We start from the raw sequence: 13771 nt of genomic DNA, 5'->3' as shown, positions 1-13771 counted from the left end.
CTATCAAATTCTTATCAATGCCTTAAATCCGGCTTCATTATTACTTTCAAAGGTAATGGAACCTTTAATGGATTTCATACGGTTTTCCGTATTTTGAAGGCCGCTTTTCTTATAAAGTTCGGTTCCAATGCCATTATCAGCATATTGAATTTGCATCCGTTTTCCATTTTGCTCGAATTTCAAAACCACATAAGAAGCCTTGCTGTGCTTTCGCATATTCACCATCAACTCCTGCAAGACTCTATAAATAGTTGCCTTTTGCAAATTTGAAAATAGCCTCCAATCTACCTTTGAAAGGTTTTGCACAATAACCCTAACCTCTTCAGTATTGAAACCTTTCAATAATTCCATTAAGGTTTCTCCGAAATTATGTTCCACATCAATATCACTGTGTTCCTTGGAAATATCCCGCGTTTTTCGGTACACTGCTTCCAAATGATCCAAAACCTCTTCAGTTTCTTTGCTAGCCTGCAATTTGGTCATGATTTGGTACACATCATTGGCCACCTCATCATGTACCTTTTTGGAAATACGCGTTTCGGTTTCAAATACTTTTTGAAGCTTCTCTTTATTGTGCTTTATCCTTCCTATAACATATACAGTTCCAAAAACCATTATTACCAATACCAATATCATGATGAGTCTTTGCCTTTCAAATTCACTTTCCTCATACAAGCGTTGTTGTTCACTAAACTGGTACCTGTAATACTCAAAATTGTCCTTGGCCTGTCTTCTGGCCTTCTCCAAACTATCCTTCAGCTTTTTATATTGAACCACTTCCGGTGTACCGTTTAGAAGCAACAATGTAGACAACGTACTTTCTAAATACTGCGGATTATTGAGCGTTTTTGCAAACCCCAAAGCCTTATTGGCATAATCCAGGGCCGTTTCCCTATCTCCCCTATCCAAATAATATTCCGACAAATGACTATAGCTTGTGATGATTCCCGGAACATAATTGTTAGTTTCCTTTATGGATAGGGCCTCCAACAAATTTTGAAGCGCTTCCGGTTGGTGCAACTTGGATTGCGCCAACCCCAAATTATCCAATATTCGCGCTGTCATCTTAACACCTAAATGAGGGGATTTTGTATAAGCCTCTTCAAAATACACCAAGGCCTTGGTGTATTCGCTTTCATCCATATACAAATTCCCGATATTATTCAATAAGGTTGCTCTGCTACTCTCATCTTCAACCAATTCCAAGCTCTTATTGTAAAACTCCAAGGCCTTTGAAGGATTGTCCAAACTTCGGTAAACGATTCCCAAATGGTTATAAATGCCAATTCTATTTTCCTTTATTTTTTCAGAATCCTCCATCTGTCCCAACAACTCCAAAGCCTCCACACTGGAAATTTCGCTATCAGACAACAACCCCATTTTCTTTTCTATACTTGCCAATAATCTTAAATCAAATACAGCTTTTTCAATGTCCTTCTTCTGAAGACTCTCATCTTTATGTTGCTTATAAAAATTGTAAGCTTTTGCCAATTGGGCATTGGACTCTGGGCGACTAGCAACTTGATAATAATAGGTAAGACTATCCACTTTTTGTTGGGACTGTATATGCAACACCACCCCAAAAAGGCATATAAATAGAATAGACAAGGTTGGTTTCATGCCCCTAAAATAACAATAAAAACAGCAGGATAACCCCTTTATTTACTTGGAAGAATAAAAAAAGACACGCCTGTTTGGACGTGTCTTAAATCAGGTTGGTTGGTTATTTGTTCTCAAATAACTATTGGGAATACAATAGTAGGACTTTACTTTTAAACGTCATTACGGAATTCCGTAATGACGCTCCTTTTTCCCGAATTCAATTATTCCTAGGGTCTTGTTTTAAACTCAATTTCCTACTCCACAGGATATCCAAACTACAAAAATCATGGTCTTCCGTGACAGTGCAGATTATAAAATTTCAAAAATATTATTATCACGAAAAGTAAAAGAGCTTAATTAAGAAGCCACTTCCTCTTTCATAAACTGCACTTCATACAGATTTTTGTAGTAGCCATCTGTTTTCTTGAGCAATTCTTTATGGGTCCCCTGCTCCACTATTTTCCCTGCAGCCATCACCAAAATCATATCGGCCTTTTTGATGGTGGCCAATCTATGGGCAATGACAATAGAAGTTCGGCCTTTGGTAATTTTATCGGTAGCATCCTGAATCAATTGTTCGGAATGGGAATCGACTGAAGAAGTCGCCTCATCCAATACCAACACACTAGGATTGGTAACATAAGCTCTTAAAAAGGAAATAAGTTGACGTTGCCCCGAAGACAACATTACACCGCGTTCCTTCACATTATATTGGTAGCCGTTAGGCAAACTCATGATAAAATCATGAATTCCAATATTCTTGGCTGCAGTTTCCACCTCCTCCTGTGTAATATTCGGATCGTTTAAAGTGATATTGTTGAAAATAGTATCGGCAAACAAAAAGACGTTTTGCAGCACCACAGCAATCTGAGCCCTTAATGATTTAAGCGTCATATCCTTGATATCGATGCCATCGATTAAGATATGTCCACTTTGAATGTCATAAAAACGATTCAACAAATTGATAATGGTAGATTTTCCAGCACCGGTAGCACCAACAATGGCTACCGTTTGCCCAGCCTTTACTTCAAACGACACGCCTTTCAGCACTTCTTCATTTTCCACATAAGAAAAACGCACATCCCTAAAGGAAATATCCCCTTTAAAATGTTCGGCTTCCAAAGACCCTGTATCATCAATTTGAGAGGTTGTATCCAACACTTTAAACACCCTATCGGCCGCCACCATACCCATTTGCAAGGTATTGAACTTATTGGCTATTTGGTTCAAAGGTCTAAACAACATAGGGATCATCATGATAAAAGCGGTCAATTCACCCACCGAAGCTGTGCTGTCGTTTATGACTTGAAGTCCCCCATACCACACCACTAACCCAATGGTAATAGAAGATAGAAATTCGGCTACTGGAAAGAAAATGGAGTTATACCATACCGTTTTTAACCACCCTTTTTTATGGCGTTCATTAATAGCCATGAAGTTCTTGTACTCAATATCTTCTCGGGTAAACAACTGCAAAATCTTCATTCCCGTTACACGCTCCTGAACAAAACTGTTTAAGTTGGAAACTTCCGTCCTTACATCCTGGAAAGCCAACTTCATGTACTTTTGGAAAATTCGAGTAGCAAATAACACCAATGGTAAAGTGGTAAAAACGATTAGTGACAATTCCCAATTCATATAAAACATCATTGCTCCCACAGCGAGCATTTTAAGAACATCACTAAAAATCATAAAAAGGCCTTCCCCAAAAATATCGGCAATGCGTTCCATATCGGTTACGGCTCGGGTAATCAAAATTCCCACGGAAGAATTATCAAAATACTTCATTTTGAAACTTAACATATGCTTAAAAAGTTTCACCCGAATATCCTTTACTACCGATTGTCCCAACCAGGAAGCATAATAAATGAACAGCAATTGGCAAACTACCTCCAATACCAATACCAATACCATTAATAGGATATAGTTCAAGAAGCCATCATACTCGTGGATTGCCATTTTTGTATCTATGGCCAACTGTAAAATTTTTGGACGTATCGCTCCAAAAACAGCAAGCCCAACTACAAAAGCCATGGTCCACCAAAACACTTTTTTGTAAGGGCGCGTATAGTGCATTAAGCGCTTGAACAAGGTGACATCAAAAACATTTCCTTTCTTGGACATAACTTACTTTATAGTTTTATTGATTCGGGATAGACCACCTCCGTTAAATATAATCCGTGTGCCGGTACCGAAAAACCAGCTTCGCTTCTACTCTTGGATGCGATAATTTGATGTAGATCTTCCAAAGAAGTTTTGCCTAAACCTATGTTCACCATAGTGCCCACAATGGCTCTTACCATGTTTCGTAAAAACCTATCGGCGGTAATGATAAAAGTAAGTTCTCCATTGGCCTCCTCCCACACGGCTTCCTTGATATCACATATATATGTTTTTACATCTGTGTTGGTCTTGGAAAAACACTGAAAGTCCTTATACTGTTTCAATATTTCACAGGCTGCATTCATCTTTTCCACATCTAAAGAAACGGTCATTAAATAAGCATAATCAAAAGAAAACACATTTTTACGATTGGAAATTTTATAATGATAAGTCCTTCCAGTAGCATCAAAACGTGCATGGGCATCTTCCTTCACCCTGAAAATATCATGAATAGCAACATCCTTTGGCAGAAACGAATTTAGTCTATATACCAAGTTAAGGTCTTCCACCACTTTATCGGTATCAAAATGGGCAAACATCTGCGAGGCATGCACCCCAGTATCCGTTCTTCCCGCTCCTACAATCGCTATGTCCTCCTGCAACAACATGGACAATGCCTTTTCCAAAACTTCCTGCACCGAAATGGCATTGGGCTGGTTTTGCCAACCATGGTAGGCCTTGCCGTTATATGACAATTCAATAAAATATCTCAATCGAAAATCTTAATTTTGCTTATGAACCCACAAAGATAAAGTTATTCCCGCTAAGGCAGGAATCTAATATTTAAAAAAAGGAAAAACGCTTTTCCATTCCTAAATATGAAACGGATACTTTTACTCTCAGATACCCACAGCTATATAGATGACGACATCCTCAAGTATGTCAAACAAGCCGATGAAGTGTGGCATGCAGGAGATATTGGCGACTTAAAAGTCACCGATGCTATTAAAGAACTAAAACCTTTAAGAGCTGTTTACGGGAATATTGATGATACCAAAGTTAGAACCGAATTCCCCGAAAATAACCGTTTTATGTGCGAGGATGTAGATGTGTGGATTACGCATATTGGAGGTTATCCACCACGTTACAACCCTAGGGTAAAACCAGAGATTTACGAAAATCCCCCAAGGCTATTTATCTGTGGGCACTCGCATATACTAAAGGTTATGCCCGATAAAAAATTGAACCTACTCCATATGAATCCCGGCGCCGTGGGAACCCATGGCTTTCATAAAGTAAGAACCATGCTGCGTTTTACCATAGATGGTCCAAAAATTGACAATTTGGAAGTGATAGAATTTAAACGCTAAACCCTATTTCAAAATACCCCATAAAAAAACCCAGAACTTTCGCTCTGGGTTTTTTACGCACTAAAATAATTAAGATATAAGGTTTTATCGTAATCGATCTACAGATTTTACAAGATCTTCATCCTTTTTGATGGCTTTATTGGCTAAAACCAAAAATACGATAGAAAAGATAGGAAGAAGAATCCCAATACCTTTCTCAGAAACATCTGCTTCTCCAGATAAATTTAGAGATTGATATACAAATAATCCTAATAAAATAAAGTTCAATATGATGTTAAGTCGTCCCAATACAAATTGTGACTTCCTATTGTTATATCTAAATACAGACACCAAAGATAATATTGCTGACAATAAAAACAAACCTAAATACAATATATTGTCCTTTGCAAAAAAAGGTGCTCCTTCCGCGGTTGTCCATAAATGGAATACAAAACTCAAACCGGCCGAAATACCAGTCGCTATCAATAAATAAACAGTTTGAATACGCTGTAGCATCTATTTTTAAAAATTTAGCCACAAAACTAAGAGTTTCTTTTTAAAAGATGTATTAAATTATAAAATAAAATTGTATTATTGCATAAGTAAGCTGCTACCCAAAAGGTTTACAGCCTATTAAATCTTCAGATTTTTTTCTAGTTTTTCCCATTTATTTCAATTTCAGAAAACTTCGAATCAAATCAATTCAGTAAATATTACATTATTTTTTATTAATATACATGTTTGAAATTTCGCAATTAAAGGAAAAGAAGCTTTCCGAGCTACAGGAAATCGCTAAGCAATTAGACGTACCTAAGTTCCGCACCCTTAAAAAATTGGATTTGGTATACCAAATCCTAGATCATCAGGCAGCCAATCCGGAAGCCTTCAAAAAAGAAATCATCGCTCAGGCCAGCACTAATGAAGCGCTACCTGAGAAAAAAGAAACCGCTCCGGCTAGCACGAATAAATCGCAACCTGAGAAAAAAGAAACCACTCAGCCCGAAAGAGCCCCTAGAAAGAAAAGAGAGCGCATAAAAAAACCAGCCACACAACAAAAAGAACAACAGCAAATGGAATTTGCTGAAGCCAAAAAAGAGGCCGCTCCTGCCCCAAAAGAACCTAAAGCAGCCGAAACAGCTGCCCCTGCCGTTGCCGAACCAAAGAAAACCAACGACAAAAACATCAAACAGCGTCCTAAAGACTCTGACAAAAAGCAACGCAACGACAACAAGCAAAATCAAAGAGATAACAAAAACGAACATCAAGGAAACAACGGTAACAAGGACACTAGAAACCGCTATCGTGAACCTGATTTCGAATTTGACGCAATTATAAAAAGTGAAGGCGTTTTGGATATCATGCAAGACGGCTACGGTTTCCTTCGTTCTTCAGATTATAATTATTTGTCTTCTCCTGACGATATTTATGTATCGCAATCACAAATTAGATTGTTTGGGTTAAAAACCGGAGATACCGTTTTAGGACATGTGCGCCCGCCAAAGGAAGGTGAAAAGTATTTCCCGTTAATTAAGGTAAGTAAGATTAATGGTCAAAAACCAGAAGTGGTGAGAGACCGTGTTTCTTTTGAGCACTTAACACCTTTGTTCCCTCAGGAGAAATTCAATATCGCTGAAAAACAAGCCACTATTTCTACAAGAATTATGGATTTGTTCTCTCCTATCGGAAAGGGACAACGTGGAATGATTGTTGCTCAGCCAAAAACTGGTAAAACCATGCTTCTTAAGGATGTGGCAAACGCCATTGCGGCAAACCACCCAGAAGTATACCAAATGATTTTGTTGATTGACGAACGTCCAGAGGAGGTTACAGACATGCAACGAAACGTGCGTGGTGAAGTAATTGCTTCGACGTTTGATAAAGAAGCTCACGAACACGTAAAAATTGCCAATATTGTATTGGAAAAAGCCAAACGTTTGGTAGAATGTGGTCACGATGTGGTAATCCTTTTGGATTCCATTACAAGATTGGCCAGAGCGTACAATACTGTACAGCCTGCTTCTGGTAAAATATTAAGTGGTGGTGTTGATGCCAATGCGCTTCACAAACCAAAACGTTTCTTTGGAGCTGCGCGTAATATTGAAAATGGAGGTTCTTTGACCATTATCGCAACAGCATTAACTGAAACAGGTTCTAAAATGGACGAGGTAATCTTTGAAGAATTTAAAGGAACAGGTAACATGGAACTGCAGTTGGATAGAAAAATCTCCAACCGTAGAATCTTCCCTGCTATCGATCTTACCTCTTCAAGTACCCGAAGAGACGATTTGTTACTGGACGACAACACCATTCAAAGAATGTGGGTAATGAGAAAATACCTTGCCGATATGAACCCTGTAGAGGCTATGGAGTTTATCAACGATCGCTTTAAACAAACCAGAAACAACGAAGAGTTCCTGATCTCCATGAATGGATAGAAATTGAGTATTTAAACATTGTATATTAAAAAGCCCATGAACTTATTCATGGGCTTTCTTTTTGCTAATGATTTCCAACTCCTGAACTACCTTAACTTATAAGAATACCTTCAAGATTGAATTAGATAAGTTTGAAGCAAAAAAAAGTCTTTCCGTTTGGAAAGACTTTTAATCTATCTTTTTCTTCTTCTTACAAAGAAGCTACGTGCTTAGTTAAACTTGACTTCAAGTTAGCAGCTTTGTTAGAATGAATTACATTCTTCTTAGCTAACTTATCAATCATAGATACAACAGATGGCAAAAATTCCTGAGCCTCTTTAGCCACTTCCATTCCACGTAACTTTTTGATAGCATTACGAGTTGTCTTGTGCTGATATCTATTAGTTAAACGCTTAGCTTCGTTACTTCTTATTCTTTTTAATGCTGACTTATGATTTGCCATTTTCTTTCTATATTAAAAAATTGTAGCCCGTAGGGGAATCGAACCCCTCTTACCAGGATGAAAACCTGGCGTCCTAGCCGATAGACGAACGGGCCATTAATGTTTCGTTTTCGAGAGCGCAAATGTAAAACATATTTCTTACACTCACAACATCTCTCAGTAAATTAATGTACTTTTATTTGTAGCCCGTAGGGGAATCGAACCCCTCTTACCAGGATGAAAACCTGGCGTCCTAGCCGATAGACGAACGGGCCATTGTATTTATTGAATTCGTAAATTAATTCACTATTCAATCTTGCAATACGTTTCAAATAACGAGCAATTTCTCAATTGCGGTTGCAAAAATACAACTATTTTTAAATGCTGCAATACCTAATTCAACTTTTTTGAAAAAAAATTTTCTTAGTAGGCTTTTGCAAACAATACTCTACCTTTTGAAGGCTTGCCTGAATACACACAAACCCCTTCCTCCTCTTTTCTATCCAAAGGAATACAACGAATAGTAGCTTTGGTCAATTCTTTGATTTGCTGTTCTGTTTCAGGTGTTCCATCCCAATGCGCCGATATAAATCCTGTTTTATTTTCCAAAACGTCCTTAAACTCGTCAAACGTATCAACCTCTGTTATATGGGTATTTCTAAAGTCTAGGGCTTTATTAAATAGAGATTCTTGGATCTCTGTCATCAAACCGTCTACTACCTCTACCAAATCATCCATGGCTACAGATTGCTTGGAAAGTGTATCTCTTCTCGCCAATTCAACCGTTCCATTTTCCAAATCCTTAGGACCAATGGCTATACGCACTGGAACTCCCTGCAACTCATACTGTGCAAATTTGGCACCTGGACGATGCGTTGTTCTATCATCGTATTTACAACTTACACCAATTTTACGCAATTGTTCCATAATAGACTGTGCCTTTTCAGAAACAGCGTTTAGTTGCTCTTCACTTTTATATATAGGAACAATAACCACTTGTATTGGCGCTAAGTTTGGAGGCAATACCAATCCATTATCATCACTATGGGTCATGATCAAAGCTCCCATAAGCCTCGTAGAAACTCCCCAAGAAGTTGCCCAAACATAATCTAGTTTTCCTTCAGCATTAGTAAACTTCACATCAAAAGCCTTGGCAAAATTCTGACCAAGGAAATGCGATGTTCCCGCTTGAAGAGCTTTCCCATCTTGCATCAAAGCTTCTATACAGTAAGTCTCAACTGCACCTGCAAAACGCTCACTTTCGGTTTTCACGCCTTCAATAACTGGAATGGCCATAAAGTTTTCTGCAAAATTGGCATAGATCTTATTCATTTGCTCCGTTTCTGCCAATGCTTCTTCCTTTGTGGCATGAGCAGTGTGCCCTTCTTGCCACAAGAATTCTGCAGTTCTTAAAAACAATCTGGTGCGCATTTCCCAACGCACCACGTTGGCCCACTGGTTGATTAAAATTGGTAAATCCCTATAACTTTGAATCCACCCTCTATAAGTGTTCCAAATAATAGCCTCACTAGTTGGCCTTACTACCAATTCTTCTTCCAATTTAGCCTCTGGGTCTACCCTTAATTTACCGGCATTGTCAGGGTCGTTCTGCAACCTATAATGGGTCACTACCGCACATTCCTTAGCAAAGCCTTCGGCATTTTTCTCTTCAGCCTCAAACAAACTTTTGGGAACAAAAAGCGGGAAATATGCATTTTGATGCCCTGTTTCCTTGAACATTCTGTCCAATTCGGCCTGCATTTTTTCCCAAATTGCGTATCCGTATGGCTTGATTACCATACACCCTCTAACAGCTGAATTCTCAGCCATATCAGCCTTCACAACCAATTCATTATACCATTTTGAATAGTCTTCGGCTCTGCTCGTAAGATTTTTGCTCATCGTAAGTGTTTTGGCACAAAAATTGCGCTAATGTTAAATACAAGAATAGTTCGGCAAAACTAACTATTTTTGTAATGTTCAACAATAAAATTAAAGAGATATGCAATTTAACAGCTACGTAAAATCAAAATTGCCATTATTTGTTGTACTGGGTTTTGTATTCCTGTTAGCTTCTTGCGGTTCCTACCAATATGCAGGTTATGATAACGATGGTATATACAACTCAAATGGTGTGGTTTATGAAGATGCCCCTCGAGTAGAGACTTCGGCGAGCAACAATGGCTACTACAAAGCCTATTTTGCCGAAAAATCCCAACAATATGAAGAGATTCCTCAATCTGAAGATATCATCTTTACCGATATTGAATCTTATGAAGGGAATTATTATGAAGAGCAAGATACCACCGCTGTTATAGACAACTATAAAGGTTACGCCGGATGGGGAGACAACAGCTCTGAAGTTTCCATTAACTACTACAACAATTTTGGGTATGGCTATTGGGGATACAACTATTGGGGTTACAATCCTTATTCCTGGAGAGCTTGGAATTATTACCCATATTGGAATGTTGGTTGGAATTACGGCTGGGGTTGGAACGTTGGCTGGGGATGGGGTTATTATGACCCATGGTGCTCCCCATATTATGGAGGCTATTACGGTGGCTACTACGGCTACCCCTATTACGGATACCCACATTACAGAAGACCATACGCTTCTTACAATGCTGGTAGAAGAGGATATTCCAACTATTATAACAACCCAGGAGGAAGAGTTGCTGTTAATCGCAGCAGACAAAATTCTACTTTAACCCGTGATTACAGGTCTTCTGTAAGAAGAAGTACTAGCACGTTGAGTAGATCAAGTAGCAGAACCTCTACGCTTCAAAACAATAGATCTAACACAGTAAGAAACAACAACTCTGGTTATACGCCTAGAACCAATAATTCTTCCAACGTTAGAACTAGAAGTTACTCTACACCAAGTAGAAGTAGCATGCCAAGTATGCGAAGTGGAAGTTCCTCTAGAGGCTCTATGGGCACCCGAGGAGGCGGTGGCGGTTCACGTTCTTCATCAGGTAGAAGACGTTAAAACCATAACCTCAATCAACTTATAATCCAATAACCAAATTGTATGAAAAAGTTAAGTTTCCTAATTATAGGGGCATTATCTATGTCCCAACTTATGGCACAAGACATCTCAGACGCTTTAAGGTATTCATTTGATGATATTCAGGGAACCGCTAGATTTAGATCAATGTCTGGAGCTTTTGGAGCCTTGGGAGGAGATCTATCAGCTATCAGCATCAACCCTGCAGGATCATCTGTTTTTACGCGTAGTTACGCTACATTTTCTTTATCTGTTCAAGCTATCAACAATGATGTGAACTATTTCGGTAACAACAGATCCTCTTCAGAATCCAAATTTGACTTAAACCAAATAGGAGGCGCTTTTGTTTTTAATAATACCAATGGAAACTCTCCTTGGAAGAAATTTGTTCTTGGTGTTAGCTATGACAAAGTGGCTAATTTTAATAATGATTGGACTGCTTCAGGAACCAATACCGACAACTCCATTGCTTCTTATTTCACTGGCTATGCGCAAGGCTTAAGACTTGATGAAATTTCTGCATTTCCAGGAGAATCCTATTCCGAAGCCTATTCTGCTATTGGTTCCGCCTATGGCTACAATAACCAACAGGCGTTTTTGGGTTACGAATCCTATATCATAGACCCTGAAAATGATTTGGATGAAAACACCTCATATATCTCCAATATCGCTCCGGGATCTTACAGACAAAACTATTACTATTCGGCGAGAGGGTATAATGGAAAGTTAGCTTTCAACATGTCTTCACAATTTAAAGACAAACTCTATTTAGGACTAAATTTGAATACTCATTTTATCAATTATGAACGTTATACCTATTTAAATGAAACTAACAATAATTCTGGATCTTTGGTCCATGAAGTCGGTTTTGAAAACGGATTGTATACTATAGGAACAGGATTTTCATTTCAACTTGGCGCTATAGGCAAACTTACCGAATCTCTAAGATTGGGAGCTACGTACACCTCCCCTACTTGGTATACAATTGCAGAAGAAACCACTCAATATTTAGAAACCTACAGAACCGAAGGTAGCCAAGAAATTGCTCAAATTATTAATCCGAATATCATTAATGTTTTCCCTGACTACAGATTACAGACACCTGGAAAATTCACAGGAAGTTTGGCCTATGTTTTTGGAGACAAAGGGCTATTAAGTTTTGACTATTCTATAAGAGATTATTCCAACACTAAATTCAAACCTAAATCCGACCCATATTTTTCTAGTCAAAATTCATTGATCAGAAATACCCTTTCAACAGCTTCCTCTTACAGATTTGGAGGTGAATATCGCATACAACGGGTAAGCTTGAGAGCTGGCTACAGATTTGAAGAAAGTCCTTATAAAAACAACGACTTGTATGGCGATCTAAACGGCTACTCCTTTGGAATTGGTTATAATTTTGGAAATTTCAAATTAGATGCTGCCTTCGACCAATCAAAGCAAGATGTCAACTATCAACTTTACAATGTGGGCCTTACTGATAATGCTCTAATCGACTCCAAAGTGAGCAATTTTGTTATCACCTTAGGTTTTAATCTATAAGACAAATACTATTTATTATAAATCATAAAAAGGTCCTTGAGCTTAATCTTAAGGACCTTTTTTTACTTCTTTGCCAAAACTAATTATCAATCGCACCTATTTCATTTCAATATATTACTAAGAATAATTAAACCCTAGTTCATTCTTCTCAATAAACAAATAAACGAATACCTTCCGCATTCAAACATTCTAAAACATCTATCTTACCAGTAATTATACCTATATAAATAAAAATCCCGAACCATGTGGTTCGGGATTTTTTCTATTATATCTATTTTACTTTAATACTCTACTCTAGCGTTTCAGGGTAAAGTGGGCTTTAAACTCCTTGCTCTGTCCCGTAGATGGTTCGGTGTACTCCACAACAAACCAGTAGTCGCTGCTCGGCATCGCGGCTCCGTTGTACGTTCCATCCCATCCTTCGCCAGATGGAGAGATCTGCTTTATAAGCTTTCCTTGTCTGTCGAAGATGAAAATCCTTGTCGCCGATTGGTCACTAAATCCAACAATGTTCCAAGTGTCGTTGTAACCGTCACCGTTCGGCGTAAAGTATAACGGATAATCCAATACGGATATTGTCACACTGGCCTCTCCACAGCCCAAAATATCACGGGCCGTCACTGTATGCTCTCCCCATGGCACGTCCTCGAACACGCCGCTGTCCTGCCATGGCCCGTCGTCAAGGCTGTACTCATATGTACTGTCACCGCTGGCCGTGGCCACCACGATGTGGTTGTCCGCAAAGGCCTCCGTCATTACTTCCGCTACGATTGTAGGCGGTGCGCTCTCGATCACCTCGGTAGTGTCCGTGCGCTCGCACATGGTCACCGTAGAGGTGGACACGTCGATCACCGTTACACTGTAGATCCCCGCTTCTGTCGGCTCATAGCTGCCACTGGTAGCCCCCGCGATCTCCTGTCCGTTGAAGTACCAGATGAACAGGTAGTCTGGCTCCGTTAGCCCCGTCTCCAGTACCGGTGGGTCTATCGCCTCGGTACCGTTGGTGTCCAGACACAATACATAGCTATCATAGAGGTCGAACACCGGCTGTGGGTTCACCTGGAGGGTCAGCTCAGCAACCGCGTAACAGATGGAGTCCGGTGTGGTATCGTTGTCCACACGGGCGTAGATCACCTGTGGGTTGGTCACGTTCTCATAAAGGGTCGGCAATGGGCCTGTTCCCGCTTCGGCATCCGCCTCGCTGGCATAGTAGCTCACCGTATAGTTTGTCGGGTCCTGTCCGTCCAGAAGTTCCGCGTCCATGGCAGACAGGTCGAACTGTACGCTGTCGTCGGTCGGGTCGCCG

Annotated in this window: 11 protein-coding genes and 2 tRNA genes; 4 read left to right on the top strand and 9 right to left on the bottom strand. The window is 39.4% G+C overall.

The genetic code is table 11. From position 1 onward, the window contains the following. Positions 1-3: 3 nt before the first annotated feature. From AC6I5C_RS09655 to truA, 3 genes are all read right to left on the bottom strand, one after another. Complete coding sequence (locus tag AC6I5C_RS09655; RefSeq protein WP_497904977.1) at positions 4-1620, bottom strand: tetratricopeptide repeat-containing sensor histidine kinase; 1617 nt, start codon at positions 1618-1620, stop codon at positions 4-6. Positions 1621-1959: 339 nt separating this feature from the next. Further along, complete coding sequence (locus tag AC6I5C_RS09650; RefSeq protein WP_497904976.1) at positions 1960-3726, bottom strand: ABC transporter ATP-binding protein; 1767 nt, start codon at positions 3724-3726, stop codon at positions 1960-1962. Between the two features lie 8 nt (positions 3727-3734). Beyond that, complete coding sequence (gene truA / locus AC6I5C_RS09645; RefSeq protein WP_497904975.1) at positions 3735-4478, bottom strand: tRNA pseudouridine(38-40) synthase TruA; 744 nt, start codon at positions 4476-4478, stop codon at positions 3735-3737. Positions 4479-4583: 105 nt separating this feature from the next. On the opposite strand from truA, the gene AC6I5C_RS09640 reads away from it, so the two are divergent. After that, positions 4584-5075, top strand: a complete 492-nt coding sequence (locus tag AC6I5C_RS09640; protein ID WP_497904974.1) for a metallophosphoesterase family protein — start codon at positions 4584-4586, stop codon at positions 5073-5075. Between the two features lie 84 nt (positions 5076-5159). On the opposite strand, the gene AC6I5C_RS09635 is transcribed toward AC6I5C_RS09640, so the two are convergent. After that, a complete protein-coding gene (locus AC6I5C_RS09635) occupies positions 5160-5570 on the bottom strand; it encodes a DUF4293 domain-containing protein (protein ID WP_497904973.1) in 411 nt (136 codons plus the stop codon). Positions 5571-5791: 221 nt separating this feature from the next. Here AC6I5C_RS09635 and rho point away from each other — a divergent pair, with 221 nt between their 5' ends. Next, positions 5792-7489 carry a transcription termination factor Rho gene (rho, locus tag AC6I5C_RS09630; RefSeq protein WP_497904972.1) on the top strand — a complete coding sequence of 566 codons (1698 nt, stop codon included), beginning with the start codon at positions 5792-5794 and terminating at the stop codon, positions 7487-7489. Positions 7490-7679: 190 nt separating this feature from the next. Here rho and rpsT read toward each other — a convergent pair whose 3' ends face one another. The 4 genes from rpsT to proS all read right to left on the bottom strand — a co-directional run bounded on the left by rpsT (position 7680) and on the right by proS (position 9812). Beyond that, positions 7680-7931, bottom strand: a complete 252-nt coding sequence (rpsT, locus tag AC6I5C_RS09625; RefSeq protein ID WP_053975676.1) for a 30S ribosomal protein S20 — start codon at positions 7929-7931, stop codon at positions 7680-7682. A gap of 23 nt (positions 7932-7954) precedes the next feature. Then, positions 7955-8026 (bottom strand) — tRNA-Glu (locus AC6I5C_RS09620). An 87-nt stretch (positions 8027-8113) separates the two neighbouring features. Continuing rightward, a tRNA-Glu gene (locus tag AC6I5C_RS09615) sits at positions 8114-8185 on the bottom strand. Positions 8186-8333: 148 nt separating this feature from the next. Then, on the bottom strand, positions 8334-9812 hold the full coding sequence (gene proS / locus AC6I5C_RS09610) for a proline--tRNA ligase (protein ID WP_053975677.1): 1479 nt from the start codon (positions 9810-9812) through the stop codon (positions 8334-8336). Positions 9813-9912: 100 nt separating this feature from the next. Here proS and AC6I5C_RS09605 point away from each other — a divergent pair, with 100 nt between their 5' ends. After that, positions 9913-10902: a hypothetical protein gene (locus AC6I5C_RS09605; RefSeq protein ID WP_497904971.1), complete on the top strand. Its 990-nt coding sequence runs from the start codon at positions 9913-9915 to the stop codon at positions 10900-10902. 42 nt (positions 10903-10944) lie between these two features. After that, a complete protein-coding gene (locus AC6I5C_RS09600) occupies positions 10945-12465 on the top strand; it encodes an OmpP1/FadL family transporter (protein WP_497904970.1) in 1521 nt (506 codons plus the stop codon). A 294-nt stretch (positions 12466-12759) separates the two neighbouring features. Here the strand turns inward: AC6I5C_RS09600 and AC6I5C_RS09595 are convergent. Continuing rightward, positions 12760-13771 (bottom strand): T9SS type B sorting domain-containing protein (locus AC6I5C_RS09595; RefSeq protein WP_497904969.1); only part of this gene is annotated, 1012 nt, incomplete at its 5' end.

Source organism: Mangrovimonas sp. sgz306409 (genome assembly GCF_059735265.1).
The sequence above is the reverse complement of the archived record's forward strand: the minus strand, read 5'-3'. Positions and strand labels throughout refer to the sequence as shown.

Excerpts from the sequence above, each read along its gene's own strand:
- AC6I5C_RS09655 (WP_497904977.1), bottom strand. The coding sequence starts at position 1,620 with ATGAAACCAACCTTGTCTATTCTATTTATATGCCTTTTTGGGGTGGTG.
- AC6I5C_RS09650 (WP_497904976.1), bottom strand. The coding sequence starts at position 3,726 with ATGTCCAAGAAAGGAAATGTTTTTGATGTCACCTTGTTCAAGCGCTTA.
- AC6I5C_RS09640 (WP_497904974.1), top strand. The coding sequence starts at position 4,584 with ATGAAACGGATACTTTTACTCTCAGATACCCACAGCTATATAGATGAC.
- AC6I5C_RS09635 (WP_497904973.1), bottom strand. The coding sequence starts at position 5,570 with ATGCTACAGCGTATTCAAACTGTTTATTTATTGATAGCGACTGGTATT.
- rho (WP_497904972.1), top strand. The coding sequence starts at position 5,792 with ATGTTTGAAATTTCGCAATTAAAGGAAAAGAAGCTTTCCGAGCTACAG.
- rpsT (WP_053975676.1), bottom strand. The coding sequence starts at position 7,931 with ATGGCAAATCATAAGTCAGCATTAAAAAGAATAAGAAGTAACGAAGCT.
- proS (WP_053975677.1), bottom strand. The coding sequence starts at position 9,812 with ATGAGCAAAAATCTTACGAGCAGAGCCGAAGACTATTCAAAATGGTAT.
- AC6I5C_RS09605 (WP_497904971.1), top strand. The coding sequence starts at position 9,913 with ATGCAATTTAACAGCTACGTAAAATCAAAATTGCCATTATTTGTTGTA.
- AC6I5C_RS09600 (WP_497904970.1), top strand. The coding sequence starts at position 10,945 with ATGAAAAAGTTAAGTTTCCTAATTATAGGGGCATTATCTATGTCCCAA.